Below are 19275 nucleotides of genomic sequence, written 5' to 3' on the forward strand. Positions count from 1 at the left end.
TCCAGTGGCGCAACCGGGCGGCACAGCGCATTGGCCACCGCCCCACCGGTCACGACATCACGACGGCTTCATCCCGATGTGGCGCATCCGGCGCTGTCGACCCCGTCTCGGTAACATCAGGTAACGAAACACCTGTCGCCAGGTATATCGGACACAGCGCGGCCCTCGAGAACGGCGGGCCGCGGAACCGATGAAGCAGGGGTGGCCTGTGGGCGAGTGGAGCTTGACCGTACCGACCGAGGGCAGCATCGACCTGCCGCCCGACCCACGGGCAATGGACGCCATCGGTCGCAACCACTCACTGTCGACCGCTCTCGCCGACCTGGTCGACAACTCGATCGACGCGGACGCGACCCAGGTCCTGATCCGGATCGTCAAGGTCGGCGAACGACTGACCTCGCTCTACGTGGTCGACAACGGTCGCGGCATGCGGCCGGATGTGATCGACTCCGCGATGACCGTGGGCGGGCGACGGGCGTACGGTGATGGCGATCTCGGCCACTTCGGGTTGGGCCTCAAGGCCGCGTCGTTCAGCCAGGCCAGGAATTTGACCGTGATGTCGAGAGCGGCTGACCACGAAGCAGTCGGAAGGCGCTGGCGCTTGGACGCCGGCAGTGATCGAGGCTTTGCCTGCGATGTGGTCCCTCGCGAGTTCGCCGAGTCGGAACTGGTGCGGGATTGGGGCATCGAACTCGACGGTAGCGGAACCGTGGTCCGGTGGGACGACGTGAGGGGTTTTCCCGCCACCGACGATCCGCGTCGAGTCGACGAGTTCATCGATCACATGATCACCAGCGCCTGTCAGCACATCGGCATGGTTTTCCACCGATTTCTCGAACGAGACCGCTTGAGCGTCGATTTCGACGTCCACGAGATCGACACGGGCTTCGTGGGACCACCGATCCCGGTCACACCGCTGAACCCGTTCGGCTACGCGCGCTCTGGTCGACCGGACTTCCCGCGGACCCTCACGGCCGAGGCCGACGGCCTGAAGCTGACCTTCCGGTGCCACCTGTGGCCAGGTCAATCAGGAAACCCTTCGTTCCAACTGACCGGAAATCCGGTCAACCACCAAGGGCTCTACTTCTACCGCCGGGACCGCCTCCTGCAGGCAGGCGGCTGGGAAGGTGTCCACGCGCCCAACCCGAAACTCCGACTGGCGCGCGTCGAAGTGGACATCGACAACGACGTGGTCGGCCTGTTCAGGATGAACCCGGAGAAGTCGCGGGTGAACGTAGGGCCGGAGTTCGCCCGATTGGCGGCCTTGGCCAGGTCGGACGACGGTCTCAGCCTCGATGAGTACTTCGACTTGGCGGAGGCGGTGTACAAGGAGTCGACGAAGCGCTCGACCAAGCGGACGCCGATGGTCCACCCGGCCGCGGGGCTACCGCCCCGAGTCCGCGACACGATCAAGCGCGAGATCCCGGAGAAGTCCGGTGAGGAGCCCATCGACATCCGCTGGGAGAACTTCGCCGACGACCTCTTCTTCCGCGTCGACCGCGACCGGCGGACGATGTGGCTCAACAAGCGCTACCGGAAGATGCTGCTCGGCGGCAAGCACGGCGGCCTGAACGACCTGCCCCTGCTGAAGTCGCTGCTCTACCTGCTGGTCTCCAACGTTTTCGAAGGCAGTCACCTCGGACCGAAGGACAAGGACAACATCGCGCTGTGGCAAACGATCCTGACGGCCGCGGCGAGGGCCGAACGCCAGTGACGGCGAAGAACCCGATCGATGAGCGCCACGTTTCCGTCGCGAACTTCGACCGAATGCTCGACGGCGGAGTACCCGTCACGCTTTCGGTCACCGGCACGCCGCCGATATTCGTCTTCATCGAGCCACGCGTGCCGGAATTGGGCCTGCGGGTCGAGGTCACCGACCATGGTGACGCCCCCGAAACCCATCTGCACAACATCGCCGCACAGATCGCCCTGCGTGACGGAAAACGCTTCTTCGAAGTCGTCGTAACAGCGCCGGAACTCTTCCACGACGCCTATCCGCTCCTCTGCTCCGTGGCGGATCACGTGCAACTGGACAGCATGACGCCCGCTCGCGCACTTCGTGCGACCCTCGATCGGATGTCGTCCCTTTTGCGGACACCCGATTCGCTGTCACGGGAGCGCGAGATCGGCCTGTTCGGCGAGTTGCTGGTCCTTGGTGGCCTGGTCGACCGGCTCGGTGCCGCGAAGGCGGTCGAGGCATGGCGTGGAAGCCTCGCGGAGGAACACGACTTCGGACTTCCCGATCTCGATATCGAGGTCAAGACGACTACCTTGGAATCGAGAACACACTGGATCGAGTCGCTCACCCAACTGGTCCCCAAGGTGAGTCGTCCTCTCTGGCTGGTCTCGCACCAGCTCACCTCGGCGGGCGCCGGAACCGGGACGAGCTTGCCCGACCTCGTCGACACGATCCACGCCCGGCTCGGCTCGGACGTTCACCGGGATCACTTCGAGAGCGTGCTTTCGCACGTCGGCTGGCGTGAGGAACACCGGGAACACCTGACGACCCGCTGGACCCGACGGTCGACCAGCCTGGGTTATCACGTCACCGGCTCCTTCCCGCGCCTCACACCGGACGACCTGCGGGATCGGGGCGTGGTCATCGACCGCATCCCGACGATCCGCTACCGAATCGACCTCGACGGTTACACGGACCCGCACGACAAACCGGAGATCATCCGGAACGCCTGCGACTTCGAAGGATGGGCATGATCACCTCGTTCGTCCGGGCGTACACCAGCGCCCTGCGCGCCATGGAGGGCGACACGCCGCGAGGTCTGGTCAAGCGTGCCGAGTTGGAGGCCGATGACCTGGAGCCCGGCCTCGACGTATCAGAAGCGCGGCTGCGAGAACACCTCGCGATCGCCGATCCCAACGACAAGTTGTGCCTCGACCTGCACATGAACCTCGCGAAGTGGGACAACGCCCCGGTCGAGGGCAACCCGTGGACCAATGGCACCGAGCCGAACACCGAGGAGCGCCGGACACGGGTGATCGAGGCTCTGCGGCTCGACACCGAAACTGCGGCAAAGATCGCGCACCGCTTCCCGCTCGCCAAGGGCGACGGCACAACGGTCATCGCGGGCCCGTGGGAACCGTGGTACACCGACGAGGTCAAGAAGGCCCGCGACTTCTACTGGGGACACTACGCCGACTACCTGCACAACCAGCGTCACTGGGACGCCGACGCGATCGTCAACCTCGACATGGCCACCACACGTGTCGTCGAGCGACTGATCGACCCGTCCCGGGCCAAGGCGGGGCAGACCAAGGGCCTGGTCGTCGGATACGTGCAGAGCGGCAAGACCGCCAACTTCACCGGCGTGATCGCGAAGGCCGTCGACGCCGGGTACCGCCTCGTCATCGTGATGACCGGTACCACCAACATTCTGCGCGAACAGACTCAGCGCCGGGTGGACATGGAGCTGGTCGGCCGCGAGAACATCCTGCGCGGCACCGACGAGCACGACCCGGACGCGGCCCAGTTCATCGACTACCTCGACGACGAGGACTGGGTCGCCGACCGCTTCGTCCGACACGGCGCGTGGCCGTCCCAGATCGGCAGGCCGGACATCCACCGGATGACGAACCGCCGATTCGACTACCGACGCCTCCAGCAGGGCCGATCAGCGCTGGAGATCGAGCGCCGGGACCGCACCAAGCCGTTGTGGCACCCGGACAACCTGTTCACCAGCGATGCCCGCCTGATCATCGTGAAGAAGAACGCCACGGTGCTCAGCAACCTCGTCAAGGACTTGAAGAACACCGCGGACCGGCTCGAGAACATCCCCGCGTTGATCATCGACGACGAGTCCGACCAGGCGTCGGTCAACACGACCGACCCCAAGAAGTGGCGCGAGGACGAGAAGAACCGGACAGCCATCAACAAGCACCTGTCCAACCTGCTCAAACTGCTCCCCCGCGCGCAGTACATCGGCTACACGGCCACCCCCTTCGCGAACGTCTTCGTCGATCCGACGGACGCGGAGGACATCTTCCCCAAGGACTACCTCATCTCCCTGGAACGGCCGCTCGGCTACATGGGCGCCGAGGACTTCCTCGACCTCGACATCGACCCCGACATCGGACGGGATTTCCGCAACTCGAAGGAGATGGCGCACCTCCGCCTGTTGGACGAGCACCAGGAGGAGGACGACACCGAGCTCCAGGCGGCTCTCGACTCGTTCGTCCTCACCGCGGCCATCAAGCTGTACCGCGAAGCCGAGGGTGCCAAGCCGTTCAAGCACCACACGATGCTGGTGCACGAGACGATGCGGACAGCTGGTCAGCGGTCCCGCGCCGAAACCATCCAGGACCTCTGGAGAGCGGCCGGCTACCTGAGTGGACGTGCCCACCGCAGGTTGCGGACCCTCTTCGAGGAGGACTTCGCACCGGTGGCGGAGGCACTCGCGCTGAACTACCCGATGCCTCCTCGGTTCGAGGACCTGACGCGGTTCCTCGGTGAAGCCGCCCGCCGGATCGCGCCCAACGGGAATCCGGTCCTCGTCGTGAACAGCGACAAGGACATCGAGCAGGAGGACCTGGACTTCGACAAGAGGTCCGTGTGGCGCGTTCTCGTGGGAGGCAACAAACTCGCCCGCGGGTTCACCGTCGAAGGACTCACGATCACCTACTACTCCCGGAAGGTCGGGCACGCCGAGGCCCTGATGCAGATGGGGAGGTGGTTCGGCTTCCGCAGGGGGTACCGGGACCTGGTCCGGCTGTTCATCAGCTGTGACGTCCGGGATGCGTTCGAGGCCGCGTGCCGGGACGAGGAGCACTTCAGGGCAGAACTGCGCCAGTACGCCGTCATGGTGGACGGCCGCCCGCTGTTCACCCCGGAGGACATCCCTCCGCTGGTGACCCGGCACGGTCTCCGGCCGACCGCGGCGAACAAGATGTACAACGCCAGGTTGGTGCAGCGGCGCACCCCCACCAAGGAGCCGAGCTCGGGGTACCCACTGTTGACCAACCAAGCTGCCCTCGACCGCAACATCGACGCTCTCGTCCCCCTGCTGAAGGCCGCGCGAGACGTTACATACCTCGCCGGCGGAGGCCGGACCTTCGAAGCCTTCCTCGGGGAGGTGCCCCACCACGAGATGCTGTCCGCCTTGGGAGCCTTGGAGTGGGCGACATCTGAGACGTTCGTCCCGGATTTGGCCTGGCTCGCGAGCCTGCCCGAGGAGATCATCGACCGGTGGGACATCGTGCTCCCACAGCAGAAGACGGGTAAACGGGTGGACATCCGCGGGATCGACAAGTTCACCGTCCACGGTCGGACCACCGGCGGAGGCCAGAGCATTCGCGGCAACGCCGAAAGCGCGCATCGCAAGGCGCTCAACGACATGCCGGGCAGGAAGTCGACCTCGGGTGGCGTGATCATCTACCCGGTGATGAACAAGAACGAGCTCGACGGCGACCTCGCGACAGATGGCTACCCGACCAGGTTGGTCATGGCACTCATGCTCCAGCTACCAGAAGGTGCGCTCCCCGCCGATCGTCGGCCCGTGGTGTACCAGGTGGTCGTTCGCGAAAAGCCCTTGTACGCCATCGTTGACGCGTGACCCGATCTCCACTTACCGCGAGACGGACGACATCCCCGCCTCGCGGGTCGGTCGGCGTGCGACGCGGTAGGCTCCCGCGCATGTCGGCTGAACCGGATCTGCCGGGACGCACATCGGTGGAGCTGTTCGCGGGCGGTGGGGGCCTAGCGATGGCCGTCGAACGCTCGGGTTTCCGACCGTTGCTGCTCAACGAGTTCGTCAAGTACGCCTGCGACACCCTTGAGCAGAACGGCGCCACCTCGCGAGGCGAGGAGGAGCGCATCCCAGAGCCGGGCGAGAAGCCTCCCCTGGTGCGCGGCGACGTCCGCGACCTCAAGATGGGCTACCTGGAAGGTGCCGTCGACCTCCTCGCCGGCGGCCCTCCGTGTCAGCCGTTCAGCCTGGGCGGTGTGGCGAAGGGGGACGAGGACAAGCGGAACATGTTCCCCGAGATGTTCCGCGCCATCCGGGAGATCAAGCCGAAAGCATTCATCTGCGAGAACGTTCGAGGTCTCCTCCGCCCTTCGTTCAAACCCTACTTCGATTATATCACCCGTGAGTTGATGTTCCCCTTCGAAGAGCGCGACCCTGAAGCCAGTTGGCTCCAGCACGACGCGATCCTCAAGGCCAAGGAACAGCGCGGTGACGTCAAGTCCGTCGAGCGGTACCAGGTTTTCACATTTCCAGTGAATGCAGCCGACTACGGCGTGCCGCAGATCCGAAACCGCATCATCGTCGTCGGTTTCAGAGGCGACATCGACATCGATATGGATTTGCTGCAGCAGGCGGTCAGGCCCACCCACTCCGAGCGAGAACTCCTCCACTCGATGAAGTCGGGCGAGTACTGGGAACGTCACAGGAACGTCGCGGGTCGAGCCGACGTACCGGACCACGTGATAAAAAACGTCATGAAGGCACTGCAACCCGTTCTTCCGTTCGAGCACGATTCAGAAGGGCTGAAGCCCTGGAGGACCCTGCGGGATGCCTTGGCGGGGACCCAGGGAAACGATCCCCTCCCGGATGTTCCGTGGGATCGGCTGGACCGGCAGCAGCACGATGACATGCCCGAGGAGCACATCGGCTGGCCGGATGCTCGATTCTACGCCGGACATACGCCGAATTTTCTCGACCGGCCCGCGAAGACGGTGAAGGCAGGCGTCCACGGCGTTCCGGGTGGCGAATCGGTGATGTTGACCGACACTCCTGTCGACAAAAACGAACCTGTCGATCCAGTAGCCGAGAAGGCTAAAAAAACGTACCCCTACCGGCACCGGTACATGACAGTCCGCGAAACAGCCCGCGTGATGACCTTCCCTGATTCGTGGAAGCTCTGCGGCCCGCGCGGAGAGCAGATGCGACAACTCGGCAACGCTGTTCCGGTCTTGCTCGGCGAAGTATTTGCGAAAGCCGTGGCGACGGTACTCGACGACGCCGAGAAACGATCGTGAGCCGTCTGCCCGCACGTGCTTGGAAAGCGAAACCAGGTAGATCCAGAGCACTGGTCGAGGCAGAGCAGGACAGGACCGCGGGCGGCGCTCATCGACGCCTCGTGGATCTGGGGGCCGGACGGACCACCCGAGGCTCTGTCATGCTCAAGGCGTCGGAGGCGACCGGTGTCGTCCGCGCCTACCTGCGGTGGAGCGATCGCGGTCGCACGGTTTCGAGGTCCCTCGGCGTGGTCGAGCACGGCACCCGGTCGGCCAACCTCACCGAAGGCTGGGAGAAGGCCCGTGCCATGGGGATCGCGCGGGAAGAGACGCTTCCCCGCGAGTCATGGGCGTCTTCTCACGAGGTGCGGGCTTCGATGAAGGGCAATCGCGGACGGGACACCGGCCCCGAACTCCGACTGCGCGCCGCCCTCCACGCCCAAGGTCTCCGGTACCGGGTATCGACACGGCCATTGCCGGAGCTGAGGCGCACCGCGGACATCGTCTTCTTCAAGGAGCGGTTGGCGATCTTCGTGGACGGCTGCTTCTGGCACGGCTGTCCGGAACACCACCGTCCGGCGAGGAAGAACTCCGCTTTCTGGGGAACGAAGATCGTCGACAACAAACGACGCGATGCCGAGACCAACGAGGCCCTCGTCCAGCAGGGGTGGACGGTGATCCGGTGCTGGGAGCACGAGGACACGGCCACCGTCGTGGACCGGATCGTCACCACGTTGGGTCGTTCCGCGAACCAGCGCTGAAGCCAAGGGGGACGCATGCCCGAAATCGTGATGCCGAAGGAGATCAAGGACGCCGTCATCCGTGAGCTCTACCGCCAGATCGGCTCGCTGGACTGGGAGGCGGTTTCCGCTCGTGAGCGGACCGCCTACTACACCCGCTGGGTGGAGGACGAGGCGATCGGTGGTGAACTGGCGGACTACTACACAGCTGAGGGCATGCGCGTCTGGCTCAAGGACGGTCCGCTCAAGGAGTACGCCCGAGCGTTGGAGAACTTCGGTTCCTACGCCGCGTACGCCATGAAAAGACTGTCGCCCCCCGATGAGTTCGTCACCGAGTTGCTCGGTGGATCGTGGAAGATCAAGGTCGGTTCCACCGGGGAAAAACCCATGCATTGCGTTGTCACTGATCGGACGCGGGAGCGGTACGTCTGCTGGGGCAGGCCACGCACCTTCAGAGATCTGCTGTGGGCGGCCGTCAACAACGCGGTGGTCGCGCCGTCCAAGCCACTGATCGTCGTGTACGCCACTGACGAGGCGGAGGTGGAGGAGCGGCAGAAGCGGCAGCACGAACTGATCGCGAAGCACTGCTCGCTGGATCTCGCCTACGTGCGCCGCCGTTTGGAAGCCCTGCCGCAGGATTCATCGATCGGGTAGGGCTTGGGGTCCCCGGGCCCACACCGTCGAGCTCCCCAGACGTGCGAGCGCGGTCGCCCGCTGACAGTTGCCACCTGTCAGCGGCGTCCGGCAACAGACAGGCGGTTGCCAGCCGTGCATCATGGCTGGATGGGGGACGAACTGAACGGGGACGACGCCAAGGCGCTCGCGGCCAGCCTGAGGCGACTGCTGAACCTGACCGCGACGCTCGTCGAGGAGGGCGGGGAGGCCGCTCCGCTGATGGCGCGCGTGCGCGACCACCTGGGCTGCGAGCCGGCGCAGGTGTTGTCGGTCGCCACGCGGTTCCCGGTGTGGGAGCACGTCAACCTCCAGCGCGGCGTGGACGCCTACCTGGCGGCCCGCTCGCCCGACGCCGCGTGGTTCGGGGTGAGCGGCCAGCACCGGGGGCACGAGGACATCCTCGGGATGCTCCTCGCCGCACGGCACGGGCAGGCGTACGGGCTCGGGTCCGCCGACTACGCGACCGCCGCCGCCGGGCCCGACGAGAGCGTCGACGTGGTGCAGGTGGGGCTGGTGCCGACCACCGCGCCGGACGGGACGCCGGTGTTCGTCGGGGTGCGCGGCGGGCACGAGTTCGGACCTCCCGCGTGCCGGTTGGAGGTGCTCGCCGCGGACCGGGCGGCGGCCCGCGCGGTCGGGGCCGAGGTGGAGCGGTTGATGCGCGAGCACGACGTGTTCCGCGGCCAGGTGCTGTCGTTCGGCTGGAGCGAGCACCGGGGCAACGAGCTGGTGACGTTCCTGCCCCGCCCCTCGCTGGGCGCGGACGCGGTCGTGCTGCCGGACGGGGTGCTGGAGACCGTCGAGCAGCACGTGGTGGGCATCGCCGAGCACTCGGAACGGCTGCTCGCCGCCGGGCAGCACCTCAAGCGCGGGCTGCTGCTGCACGGCCCGCCCGGCACCGGCAAGACGCACACCGTCCGCTACCTGATGAGCCGGCTGCGGGACACGACGGTGATCGTGCTGACCGGCGCGTCGCTGCGGCTGATCAGCGAGGCGGCGGGGCTGGCCAGGCGGCTCCAGCCGTCGATGGTGGTGGTCGAGGACGTGGACCTGGTCGCGATGGACCGCGGGATGCCCGGCGCGGGCACGAACCCGCTGCTGTTCGCGCTGCTGGAGGCCATGGACGGCATCGGCGCGGACGCGGACGTGACGTTCGTGCTCACCACGAACCGCGCGGACGACCTGGAGCGGGCCCTCGCCGACCGGCCGGGCCGGGTGGACCTGGCGGTGGAGGTGCCGCGGCCCGACGCGGACGGTCGGCGCAGGCTGCTGGAGCTGTACGGGCGGGACGTGGAGCTGACCGCCGACCTCGGGCCGGTGGTCGAGGCCACGGAGGGCGTGACGGCGTCCTTCATCAAGGAGCTGCTGCGCCGGGCCGTGCTGGGCGCCGTGCGCGCGGACCGGGACGCGGACCCGGAGCGGGGCGCGGACCCGGGCGCCGCGCCGGTGATCGGCGACGAGCTGGCCGACATCGCGCGGGCGATGGCCGACGAGCGCGGCTCGCTGACCGGGGTCCTGCTCGGCGGGTCGGAAGGGCCGCGGTCCGGGCCGCTCGCCTCACCGGTCGCGCACCCCGGGGTGACGGTGGCCCGCGCCACGAGGTCCTACCGGACGACCTGAGGGTCCGGCGAGGCGGCCCAAGGGCCGTGCAGGCGCGCCAGGGCACCGCGCCCCACCACGAGCACGTCGTCACCGAGCCGGTGCAGGGCGGTGACGCGCTCACCGGGCCACGTGCGCCCGAGCACGCGCCCGCCCGGCCCCACGGAGTGGACGGTGCCGGCGGCGACCAGGTGCACGCCTCGGTGCGGCAGCACGGACGTGACGGGCGCGCCCGGGTCGAACCGCCAGGCCACCTCGCCGTCGCGCGCGTGGAGCACGGTGCAGCCGTGCCGCTCCGGCTGCCACAGCAGGTCGCCGAGCACGACCGGCGCGACGGGCAGCGGGTCGCCGGGCAGCCGGACCGGGGTGGGGCCGCCGTCGGGCGCGAGCCACGCGAGCAGGTCGCGCCCGCACCGGGCCACGACGTCCGCGCCGACCCGCGCGAACACCGCGCCGTCGCCGGTGGGCAGCGGGCCGGGCAGGGTCCAGCGGACGCGGGTGGCGCCGTCGCGCGCGCCCACCGACCGGACCGAGTCGCCGCCGGGGTCGCCGAGCACGACCGCGTCGCCCACCGCCAGGGGCCGGGTGGCCGGCCGGTCGTCGCGCCACAGCGGCCGACCGGTCGCCAGGTCGAACGCGAGCACCGGCGTGTAGCCGCGCCACCCGCCGACCAGCACCGCGCCACCGGCCACCACGAGGTTCCCGGTGCAGTCGCCCACGTCGGCCCGCCACACCACCCGGCCGGTGGCGAGGTCCAGGCACAGCAGGCACGACGGGGTCGCGGGCAGGACCAGGCACCGGTCACCGGCCACGACCAGCTCGCGCGGCCACGGCCCGACCGGCACGTCCCAGGTGGCCGCGCCCGAGCCCGGGGCCACGCGCACCAGGCGGGTGCCGCGCTCGTGGACGACCACGGCGTCGTCGGTGACGGCGAGCCGGTGGACGCGCTGGTGCAGCGGCCGGCGCCAGAGCGGGGCGGTGGTCACGCACGCAGTCCACCACGCCGCGCCCCCGACCGACCCCCGCCGGCCTCGTTGGAGCCCTCGCCGGAGCCCCGGACGGTGTCGGAGTCCAGCGGCTCGCGAGGGCGGGGCGGCGACCGGCGCGGCACCGGTGATCGACCCGGAACCCCGCGTTCCCACCGCGTCGCCGCGCGTGCCAGGGTGGACGTGGCCGCCGCCCCGGACCCGAGAGGACGGCGGCCCATGCGCGGCACCACCGTGTTGCCCGGAACCCCCTGCGACGCGCCGAGCCGGGGCGCGCCGCCGGTGCACCGGCTGGAGGTGGCCGGGGCGCCGTTCGCCGTGGGCACGTTCGACACCATCGGCCCGATGTCGCGGGCGTCGTTCCCGCACCGGCACACCTTCCACGAGATCGTCTACGTCACCGGCGGCACGGGGGCGCACGTCGTGGACCTCGCGCGGTGGGAGCTGGAGCCGCCGCACCTGTGCGTCATCGCGCCCGGCCAGGTGCACCACTGGGACGGGGCGCGCGACCTCGACGGGTTCGTGGTGCTGTTCACCGACGACTTCCTGCTCGACCACCCGGCCGACCGCGACCTGCTGCGCCGGCTGAGCGCGCGGCCGTGGCTGACGCTGGACGACCCCGGGCCGATCGGGCGGCTGGTCGCCGAGCTGGACGAGGAGCACCGGCGGGGCGGCGAGGAGTCGGTGCTGCGGGCGCTGCTGCACGTGCTGGTGGTGCGGGCGACCCGGCTGCCCGCGACGCCCGCCGCGTCGCCCTCCCCCACCGGCGCCGTGGCCGGGGAGTTCGCCCGGCTGCTGGGGCGCGTCGAGCGGGGGACGTGGTCCGTGCGGGCGTACGCGGAGCGGATCGGCGTGACGCCGGGCCACCTGACCGAAGCGGTGAAGGCCGCCACCGGGCGGACGCCGTCGCAGCTGGTGCGCGAGGCGCGGGTCCGGGAGGCGAAGCGGCTGCTGGCGCGGACGGACCTCAGCGTGCGGCAGGTCGCCGGGCGCGTCGGGTTCGGCGACCCGGCGTACTTCTGCCGCTTCTTCCGGCGCGAGACGGGGACGAGCCCCGGCGGGTTCCGCCGTTCACAGCGGGGATGAGCGGCAACGGCGCCCGCGAGGATCACCACGACGGGCCGGTTGCGTCCCTCGTCCGCGCCCCGCCCGCCTTCGTAGGTTCGGGTGGTCCCGCCGCCGCGCCACCACGTCCCACGAGGAGCAAGCATGGACGCACCAACCCCCGGTGACGACGCGGACGCCCGCCGGCTCGGCAGGCGCCCGGTGCTGCGCGCCGCGCTCGCCGCCGGTGTCGCGCTGCCGGTCGCCCTGATGGGCGTGCCCGCGCTGGCCCGCACCGTCGGTGCGGAGGGCGGCGCGCCGGAGCCGACGCCGCAGTGCGACGACGGCGACGACCCGACCCCGCCGCAGATGGAAGGTCCCTACTTCAAGCCGAACTCGCCCCCGCGCACGACGATGCTCGACGGACCGGGCACGCGGCTCACCGTGTCGGGCTACGTGTTCGGCCTGGCGTGCCAACCGATCGCGGGCGTGCTGCTGGACTTCTGGCAGGCCGACACCAACGGCGTGTACGACAACACCGGTTACCGGTTCCGCGGCCACCAGTTCACCGACGCCCGGGGCGCCTTCACCCTGTCCACGATCGTCCCCGGCCTCTACCCGGGCCGCACGCGGCACCTCCACGTGAAGGTCCAGGCACCCGGCCGGCCGGTCCTGACGACGCAGCTGTACTTCCCGAACGAGCCGCGCAACAACACCGACCCGCTGTTCGACCCGCGGCTGCTGATGACCGTGCAGGACAACGGGACCGGTCGCACGGCCGCGTTCGACTTCGTGCTGGCCGTGCCGGGCACGAGCCCCACGAACCCGACGACCACGACGACCTCGCAGCCCGGCGGCGGCACGTGGGCGGCGGGCACGACCTACGCGGCGGGAGACCGCGTGACCCACGGCGGCGCGGCGTACACGTGCCTCCAGGCGCACCGCGCCCAGCCGGGCTGGGAGCCGCCGAACGCCCCCGCCCTCTGGCGCCGGGCCTGACCGGGAAGCACTCGGCCCCCTCGTCCACGTGGCGAGGGGGCCGGTGTCGTTCCCGGGGCGTCGACGCGGACGGCGCGGTGGAGGACCGGCGTCGTGCGAGGGGGGCGGTAACCGCGCCGGCCCGGTGACGGGCGGCGCACGTGCGACCTGTACGTGCCCCCGGTGCGACTCGAACGCACACTGGACGGATTTTGAGTCCGCTGCCTCTGCCGATTGGGCTACGGGGGCCGGCGGGAGCACTCTACTGGATCAGGGCGCCCCGACCGGGCACGGGGGCGCGCTCAGGAGCGCACCAGGCGGGTGATCGCGGCGGAGGCTTCGGCCAACTTCTCCTCCGCCACCTCACCGCCCTCGGCGACGGCCTGGGCGACGCAGTGCTTCAGGTGCTCGTCCAGCAGTCCCAGGGAGACCGCCTGGAGTGCCTTGGTGGCCGCGGAGATCTGGGTCAGGACGTCGATGCAGTACTCGTCGTTCTCGACCATGCGCTGGAGACCGCGGACCTGTCCCTCGATGCGCCGGAGGCGCTTGAGGTACGCGTCCTTGTCCGCCGTGTAGCCGTGCATCGCTCCCGACCTTCCCTACCCTGGGCGGGTACCGGACCCCAGGATAGGCCACTCGACCGAGTGTGACGGGCACCACGGGGGCGTTCGGGCAGCCTCGCATTTCAGCCCGTGTGGTTTAGCCCGTGAAATGACCCGTCCGGGGGCATCTAGTCACATTTTCCCGCCGAAAGGTTAGGCGATATTCCTCTCGTGCACTATGGTGACCCCCGAAGCGTGTGGCGCAGAACAAGTCGAGGGCAGCACGCGCTATGCGAGCACACACGGAGGAACAGTGGCACAGCAGACCGTCGTCCAACTCATCGACGACCTCGACGGCAGCGAAGCCGCCGAGACCGTGACCTTCGCGCTGGACGGAGTGGAGTACTCCATCGACCTCTCCAAGGACAATGCGGACAAGCTCCGCGAGTCCCTGGCCGACTTCGTCGCCAAGGCACGCCGTGCGGGTGGGCGCAAGCAGCGCAAGGGCACCGGCAAGAGCACGGTAAAGGCTGGTGACAAGGCCCAGGCGCAGGCCATTCGCGACTGGGCTCGGGCGCAGGGCCACCAGATCTCCGACCGAGGCCGCATTCCCCAGGGCCTGGTCGTGCAGTTCCAGGAAGCGCACGCCTCCTGACCTGCGGGGCAACCGTTCTCCCCTGCGGTGGGTCACCCCTTGCCGCAGGGGAAACCGCAGGTCACGTCACGCGCGGTCGGGGAAGCCCGGGCCGAGCACCCTGAGCAGGGCGGTCGCCTTCACGGCGGTCTCCTCGAATTCCTCCGCCGGGTCGGACAGGGCGATGACGGCGCCCCCGACCCCGAAACTCACCTTGTCGCGGTCCACGACCAGCGTCCTGATGACGATGCTGAAGTCGGCCGTTCCGGACAGTGAGAAGTATCCGAGCGCCCCGGAGTAGACCCCGCGCGGCCCGGCTTCCAGGCCGTCGATGATCTGCATTGTCCGGATCTTGGGCGCGCCGGTCATGGACCCGCCCGGGAAGGCGGCCCTAACCACCCCGGTGGCGGTACTGCCGGAACGCAGTCCGGCCCGAACCGTGCTGACGAGCTGGTGCACGGTCGCGTAGCTCTCCACCTCGAAGATCCTGGGCACCCCGACGCTGCCGACTTCCGCGCAATGGCCCAGATCATTGCGCACGAGGTCCACGATCATGAGGTTCTCCGCCCGGTCCTTCGCGCTGGTGGCCAAGGCCCCCCGCAAAGCGCGGTCCTCCTCCGCCGTCGCCCCGCGCGGTCGCGTCCCCTTGATTGGTTCGGATTCGACGACACCCTGTCGGTCGACCCGGATGAACCGCTCGGGTGAAGTGCTGAGCACGGAGAGCGCACCGAAACGGAGCAGTGCTCCGAACGGGGCGGGGCTTTCCGCACGCAGGAACCGGTAGGTGTCCCACGGGTCGAGGGCGCCACGCCACGTGACGGTGTTCGTCAGGCACACCTCGTAGCTCTCGCCGGCCGTGATGGCCTCCTGGCAGGCCGCGATGAGCTTGAGGTACTGCGTGCGGCCGTGGCGGAGTTCGACGGAGTCCGCGCGGGGGCGTTCCGGGGACGTCCCGGGGAGCCCGTCCGGGGACGCCGGGAAATCGCGCAGGAATGCCTCCGTTCGGTCCAACCAGCCGTCGTCGTCGGTCAACGCGAGCAGGTGGCAGCACCGCGATCGGTGGTCGAAAACGACCGCGCGGTCGGCGAACACGAATGCCGCATCAGGCTGCTCCGAACGGTGGGCGGCGTCACCGCCGCATTCGGCCTTCAGCTCGTAGCCGAGGTAGCCGACCCAGCCGAGGGCGAAGTCGAACGGGACGTCGGGCTGCTCGACCCGCCACTCCGCCAGGTCGGCCTCCAGCCAGTCCAGGAACGGCCCGGGGTGCGCCACACCGTCGACGGTCACCTCGCCCGCCCCCACGTCGTAGGTCGCCACGCGGGCCAGCGGGCCGGAGGCGTCGCCCATGACGGAGAAGCGGCCCCGGTCGCCGGGGAGGCTGCTGTCGAGCCAGAACGCGTCCGGGGAGGCGCCGTGGAGCGCCTCGAACACGGCCTCGGGCGGCGGGTGGGCCTCGACCCGGCGGACCAGCACGACGCGGCCCGGGGCGCGCACGGGGGCAGCGGGGACCGTGGGGGCGACAGGGGTGCCAGGGGCGGCAGGGGCACCAGGGGCGGCGGGGGCGGCGGGGGCACCGGGGGCGGGGACGGCCCGGGCTGAACCGGCGAAGGCGGCGGCAGCGGCGTCCGGGACGGCTGGGGGCGCGAGGGCGGAGTGCGGCGCGGGGCCGGGGTGCGGCGCGGCGGCCGACGTGAGGTCGCGGAAGTTCGCGAGCAGGTCGCGGCCGTGCTCGGTGCACACCGACTCGGGGTGGAACTGCACGCCCCACCGCGGGCGCTCGCGGTGCCGCACGGCCATCAGCACGTCGTCCGACGCGGACCACGCGACCGGTTCGAGGGACGCGGGCAGGTCGGAGACGGCGAGCGAGTGGTAGCGGACGACGGCCAGGGGCGACGGCAGGCCGGCGAACAGGTCGACGCCGGTGTGGCGGACCCGGTCGACGACGCCGTGCCGGGGCGTGACCAACCCCACGGCGGCGCCGTGCGCGAGGCACAGGGCCTGGTGGCCGAGGCAGACGCCGAGCAGCGGCAGGTCGGCGTGCTCGACGACGGCGCGGCCCAGGCCGAGGTCGGCGTCGCGCTGCGGGCGGCCGGGGCCGGGGCCGACCACCACGTTGTCGAACGAGGCCAGGTCGGACAGCCGGAACCGCGGGTCGTCGTTGGTGACGACGACCGGCTCGCGCCCGTTCACCTCGGCCAGGAGCTGGAACAGGTTGAACGTGAACGAGTCGTGGTTGTCGATGAGCAGGGTCCGCATGGCGACCAGCACGGTACCTGCCGGAACACCCGTGCGGACGAGCCTGGGAGGCCGGACACACCGGCCTCCCGGGTGCGCTCAGTCCAGGTGGAACGCGGGGTCGACGGCGACCCCGGCGAGCTGCTGCGGGGTCAGCGGCGGCCCGGCGAGCGCGGGCCCCGCGGCGACCGGGTGGCGCCGCGACTGGCCGACGACCACGAGCGTGCCGTCGGCGTGCCGGTGGATCGCGGTCTGCTCGAAGTCGACGTCGGCGCCCTGGGCGGTGACCACGGGCACCTCCACCCCGTCGACCCGGACGAGGTCGCACCTGCCCGTGCCCTCCACGGGGTACGGCCCGGAGATGGCCAGGCCGCAGCCGGACAGCTCCCGCACCCCGGTGTTGCCCCTGGTCTCGACCCGGACCAGCACCCGGCCGACGCCGGCCCCGCCGCCCTGCCCGGACACGGGGGCGTCGACCAGGTACTCCCAGACCTGGAGGTCGCCGGCGTGGTCGAGGAACTGGGCCTGGGTGCGCGGTGCGGCGCCGCCCCTCTCCTGCGCGATCGAGCCGACGGGCAGCGCCCCGGCGAGGGCGTTCAGCAGGCCGCTGCCCTTGGCGGCCCGCGGGCCGCTGGTCGCCGTGCGGTCGGTCTGCCCGTCGGGCCACGGCCGCTCGGTCGACCCCGTCGGGGGCACGCCCGTGCCGGTGGTGGTCGTGGTGGTGGTCATGGTGGTCGTGGTGGTGACCGCCGGCGCTCCGGAGGACGACCGCGCCGCCTCCACCGGGCCCGGTCCGCCCCCCGCGAGGGACGGCACCACGACCGCGCCGACCGCGATGCCCACCACGGCGAGGCCGGCGACCCCGGCGCCCCACGTCGTCCGGCGGCGGCGGTCGGCCCGGCGCGCCGCGGCCAGCGCGGCCCGCGCGTCCATCGGCGGTGGCGGGCTGCTCGCCGCCACGACGTCGCGCATCGCCCTCGTCAACTCCTGCTCGTTCATCGCACCTGCGCTCCCTGCCGGGGGTTGACCAGGCCGCGCAGCGTCCGCAGCCCCCGCGCGGCCTGGCTCTTGACGGTTCCTTCCGAACAACCCAGCGCCCTGGCGGTCTCCTCGACCGACAGGTCCTCCCAGTACCGCAGCACGAGGACGGCGCGCTGCCTGGGCGGGACCCGGGCCAGCGCCGCGAGCAGCACCAGCCGGTCCTCCGCCGAGCCGCTCGGGGTGGCCGCCACGTCGGCGGTCTCCCCGCTCACCCGTTCCCTGCGGAACCAACCCCGGCGCAGCTCGGACACGAAGGTCCGCACCAGGGTCTGCCGGGCGTAGGCGTCGAGCGCGTCGTGCCGGGTTATCCGCCTCCAGGCCACGTACAACTTCGTGAACGTCGTCTGGACCAGGTCCTCGGCCCGGTGCCAGTCGCCGCACAGCAGGTACGCCGTGCCGCGCAGGGCCTCGGACCGCGCCGCGAAGTACTCCGCGAACGCGGTGTCCCGATCACTCATTCGTCCTCCCCATCCCGCGGTACGGGGTAGTCACGCACGCGGGCGGTCGGGGGGTTGCACGGGAAGTTCGGGATTCGTGGAAACTGGGTGCACCACCACCCAGGAGGCTCGGCTTGTTCTTCTTCCTGCTGCTCGCGGTCGTGATGGGCGCGTTCCACTACTACACCTGGAAACGGGTCGTGCGGGACACGACCAGGCCCGGTCGCGGGCGCCTGGTCGGCACGGTCGCGGTCGCGGTGGCGTACCTGCTGGTGATGGGCGCGCTGGTGGTGACCCGGACCGGCGGCGTGGGCGCGTTCGTGGCGTGGCCCGGCTTCGTGCTGCTGGCGTGCGCCTTCTACTCCGTGCTGGTGCTGGGCCTGCTGGAGGTGCCGCGGGCGCTGCTGCTGCGGCGGGCGCGGCGCGGCCGGGTGGCGGCGGCGGTCCGCGCGCCGGCCGTGACCCCGGACGCGGCGGTGGACGCCGACGAGGCCCTGCTCGACCCGGTGCCCGAGGCCCCGGAGGTCGACGAGGGCCGCCGGCTGTTCCTGGCCCGGTCCCTCGCGGTCGCGAGCGGCGTGGCCACGGTCGGCGTCGTCGGTTACGGGACCACGCAGGCACTGGGCGCCCCGGTGGTGAAGCGCGTCCCGGTGGCGCTGGCGAAGCTGGACCCGAGGCTGTCGGGCTACCGGATCGCGGTGGTCAGCGACATCCACCTGGGGCCGCTGCTGGGCCGCTCGCACACCGAGCGGATCGTGCACTTGATCAACGAGCAGCAGGTGGACCTGGTGGCGATCGTCGGCGACCTCGTCGACGGCTCGGTCGAGGAGCTGGGCGAGGCGGCGGCCCCGCTGCGCGACCTGGTGAGCACGCACGGCAGCTTCTTCGTCACCGGCAACCACGAGTACTACTCCGGCGCGGAGCAGTGGATCGGCGAGGTGGAGCGGCTCGGCGTCAACGCGCTGCGCAACGAGCGGCTGACCGTCGAGCGGGCCGGCGCGACGTTCGACCTGGCGGGTGTGAACGACGTCACGGGCGAGGGCTTCGGCGACGCGCCCGACTTCGCCCGCGCCCTCGACGGCCGCGACACGAGCACGCCCGTCGTGCTGCTGGCGCACCAGCCGGTGCAGGTGCGGGAGGCCGCGAAGCACGGCGTGGACCTCCAGCTGTCGGGCCACACGCACGGCGGGCAGATGTTCCCGTTCCACCTGGCGGTGGGGCTCCAGCAGCCGATGCGCAGCGGCCTGGAGACGATCGACGGCACCCAGGTCTACACGTCCAACGGCGCCGGGTTCTGGGGGCCGCCGGTGCGCGTGGGCGCGCCGCCGGACATCTCCGTCGTGGAGCTGCGTCACAACTCCGCCGGCCGGTAGCGCTTTTTCCCCCTTCGGCGC

Annotated in this window: 16 protein-coding genes and 1 tRNA gene; 11 read left to right on the forward strand and 6 right to left on the reverse strand. The window is 70.4% G+C overall.

Annotated elements, in window-relative coordinates; translation table 11 throughout:
* The first annotated feature begins 223 nt into the window (after nucleotides 1-223).
* The 7 genes from ACRAKJ_RS33830 (at nucleotide 224) to ACRAKJ_RS33860 (ending at nucleotide 10005) form a co-directional block, all read left to right on the forward strand.
* Nucleotides 224-1714, forward strand: a complete 1491-nt coding sequence (locus tag ACRAKJ_RS33830) for an ATP-binding protein (protein WP_438919156.1) — start codon at nucleotides 224-226, stop codon at nucleotides 1712-1714.
* The gene (locus tag ACRAKJ_RS33835) at nucleotides 1669-2712 is read left to right on the forward strand and encodes a PD-(D/E)XK motif protein (RefSeq protein WP_438919155.1); all 1044 of its coding nucleotides are present in this window, start codon (nucleotides 1669-1671) and stop codon (nucleotides 2710-2712) included. Before ACRAKJ_RS33830 ends, ACRAKJ_RS33835 begins: the two co-directional genes overlap by 46 nt.
* Nucleotides 2709-5564, forward strand: coding sequence for a Z1 domain-containing protein (locus tag ACRAKJ_RS33840; protein WP_438919154.1), 2856 nt, complete (start codon nucleotides 2709-2711; stop codon nucleotides 5562-5564). Before ACRAKJ_RS33835 ends, ACRAKJ_RS33840 begins: the two co-directional genes overlap by 4 nt.
* Before the next feature lie 80 nt (nucleotides 5565-5644).
* Nucleotides 5645-6991 (forward strand): DNA cytosine methyltransferase, encoded by a 1347-nt coding sequence (locus tag ACRAKJ_RS33845; protein WP_438919153.1) that lies wholly within the window; start codon nucleotides 5645-5647, stop codon nucleotides 6989-6991.
* Nucleotides 6992-7131: 140 nt separating this feature from the next.
* The gene (locus ACRAKJ_RS33850) at nucleotides 7132-7731 is read left to right on the forward strand and encodes a DNA mismatch endonuclease Vsr (RefSeq protein ID WP_438919152.1); all 600 of its coding nucleotides are present in this window, start codon (nucleotides 7132-7134) and stop codon (nucleotides 7729-7731) included.
* A gap of 15 nt (nucleotides 7732-7746) precedes the next feature.
* Nucleotides 7747-8364 carry a hypothetical protein gene (locus tag ACRAKJ_RS33855; protein ID WP_438919151.1) on the forward strand — a complete coding sequence of 206 codons (618 nt, stop codon included), beginning with the start codon at nucleotides 7747-7749 and terminating at the stop codon, nucleotides 8362-8364.
* A 129-nt stretch (nucleotides 8365-8493) separates the two neighbouring features.
* Nucleotides 8494-10005 carry an AAA family ATPase gene (locus ACRAKJ_RS33860; protein WP_438919150.1) on the forward strand — a complete coding sequence of 504 codons (1512 nt, stop codon included), beginning with the start codon at nucleotides 8494-8496 and terminating at the stop codon, nucleotides 10003-10005.
* On the opposite strand, the gene ACRAKJ_RS33865 is transcribed toward ACRAKJ_RS33860, so the two are convergent.
* Nucleotides 9990-10970 carry an outer membrane protein assembly factor BamB family protein gene (locus ACRAKJ_RS33865; RefSeq protein ID WP_438919149.1) on the reverse strand — a complete coding sequence of 327 codons (981 nt, stop codon included), beginning with the start codon at nucleotides 10968-10970 and terminating at the stop codon, nucleotides 9990-9992. The genes ACRAKJ_RS33860 and ACRAKJ_RS33865 overlap by 16 nt on opposite strands.
* A 219-nt stretch (nucleotides 10971-11189) precedes the next feature.
* On the opposite strand from ACRAKJ_RS33865, the gene ACRAKJ_RS33870 reads away from it, so the two are divergent.
* Nucleotides 11190-12056 (forward strand): helix-turn-helix domain-containing protein, encoded by an 867-nt coding sequence (locus tag ACRAKJ_RS33870; protein WP_438919148.1) that lies wholly within the window; start codon nucleotides 11190-11192, stop codon nucleotides 12054-12056.
* 123 nt (nucleotides 12057-12179) lie between these two features.
* Nucleotides 12180-13013: a dioxygenase family protein gene (locus ACRAKJ_RS33875; RefSeq protein ID WP_438919147.1), complete on the forward strand. Its 834-nt coding sequence runs from the start codon at nucleotides 12180-12182 to the stop codon at nucleotides 13011-13013.
* 154 nt (nucleotides 13014-13167) lie between these two features.
* On the opposite strand, the gene ACRAKJ_RS33880 is transcribed toward ACRAKJ_RS33875, so the two are convergent.
* Together ACRAKJ_RS33880 and ACRAKJ_RS33885 are read right to left on the reverse strand one after the other, a co-directional pair.
* A tRNA-Leu gene (locus tag ACRAKJ_RS33880) sits at nucleotides 13168-13241 on the reverse strand.
* 53 nt (nucleotides 13242-13294) lie between these two features.
* Nucleotides 13295-13576, reverse strand: coding sequence for a metal-sensitive transcriptional regulator (locus ACRAKJ_RS33885; protein ID WP_438919146.1), 282 nt, complete (start codon nucleotides 13574-13576; stop codon nucleotides 13295-13297).
* 271 nt (nucleotides 13577-13847) lie between these two features.
* On the opposite strand from ACRAKJ_RS33885, the gene ACRAKJ_RS33890 reads away from it, so the two are divergent.
* Entirely contained in the window at nucleotides 13848-14189 is a 342-nt protein-coding gene (locus ACRAKJ_RS33890; protein ID WP_015104119.1) for a histone-like nucleoid-structuring protein Lsr2, read from the forward strand.
* A 66-nt stretch (nucleotides 14190-14255) separates the two neighbouring features.
* Here ACRAKJ_RS33890 and pabB read toward each other — a convergent pair whose 3' ends face one another.
* From pabB to ACRAKJ_RS33905, 3 genes are all read right to left on the reverse strand, one after another.
* The gene (gene pabB, locus ACRAKJ_RS33895) at nucleotides 14256-16424 is read right to left on the reverse strand and encodes an aminodeoxychorismate synthase component I (protein WP_438919145.1); all 2169 of its coding nucleotides are present in this window, start codon (nucleotides 16422-16424) and stop codon (nucleotides 14256-14258) included.
* 78 nt (nucleotides 16425-16502) lie between these two features.
* Complete coding sequence (locus ACRAKJ_RS33900; RefSeq protein WP_438919144.1) at nucleotides 16503-17402, reverse strand: hypothetical protein; 900 nt, start codon at nucleotides 17400-17402, stop codon at nucleotides 16503-16505.
* A complete protein-coding gene (locus ACRAKJ_RS33905) occupies nucleotides 17399-17902 on the reverse strand; it encodes a SigE family RNA polymerase sigma factor (protein WP_438919143.1) in 504 nt (167 codons plus the stop codon). Before ACRAKJ_RS33905 ends, ACRAKJ_RS33900 begins: the two co-directional genes overlap by 4 nt.
* A 113-nt stretch (nucleotides 17903-18015) precedes the next feature.
* Here ACRAKJ_RS33905 and ACRAKJ_RS33910 point away from each other — a divergent pair, with 113 nt between their 5' ends.
* The gene (locus ACRAKJ_RS33910) at nucleotides 18016-19254 is read left to right on the forward strand and encodes a metallophosphoesterase (RefSeq protein WP_438919142.1); all 1239 of its coding nucleotides are present in this window, start codon (nucleotides 18016-18018) and stop codon (nucleotides 19252-19254) included.
* The last annotated feature ends 21 nt before the right edge of the window (nucleotides 19255-19275 follow it).

The organism is Saccharothrix sp. DSM 118769, from assembly GCF_052936295.1.

Coding starts and splice junctions, on each gene's coding strand:
- ACRAKJ_RS33840 (WP_438919154.1), top strand. CDS start 2,709: ATGATCACCTCGTTCGTCCGGGCGTACACCAGCGCCCTGCGCGCCATG.
- ACRAKJ_RS33845 (WP_438919153.1), top strand. CDS start 5,645: ATGTCGGCTGAACCGGATCTGCCGGGACGCACATCGGTGGAGCTGTTC.
- ACRAKJ_RS33850 (WP_438919152.1), top strand. CDS start 7,132: ATGCTCAAGGCGTCGGAGGCGACCGGTGTCGTCCGCGCCTACCTGCGG.
- ACRAKJ_RS33855 (WP_438919151.1), top strand. CDS start 7,747: ATGCCCGAAATCGTGATGCCGAAGGAGATCAAGGACGCCGTCATCCGT.
- ACRAKJ_RS33860 (WP_438919150.1), top strand. CDS start 8,494: ATGGGGGACGAACTGAACGGGGACGACGCCAAGGCGCTCGCGGCCAGC.
- ACRAKJ_RS33870 (WP_438919148.1), top strand. CDS start 11,190: ATGCGCGGCACCACCGTGTTGCCCGGAACCCCCTGCGACGCGCCGAGC.
- ACRAKJ_RS33875 (WP_438919147.1), top strand. CDS start 12,180: ATGGACGCACCAACCCCCGGTGACGACGCGGACGCCCGCCGGCTCGGC.
- ACRAKJ_RS33885 (WP_438919146.1), bottom strand. CDS start 13,576: ATGCACGGCTACACGGCGGACAAGGACGCGTACCTCAAGCGCCTCCGG.
- pabB (WP_438919145.1), bottom strand. CDS start 16,424: ATGCGGACCCTGCTCATCGACAACCACGACTCGTTCACGTTCAACCTG.
- ACRAKJ_RS33900 (WP_438919144.1), bottom strand. CDS start 17,402: ATGAACGAGCAGGAGTTGACGAGGGCGATGCGCGACGTCGTGGCGGCG.
- ACRAKJ_RS33905 (WP_438919143.1), bottom strand. CDS start 17,902: ATGAGTGATCGGGACACCGCGTTCGCGGAGTACTTCGCGGCGCGGTCC.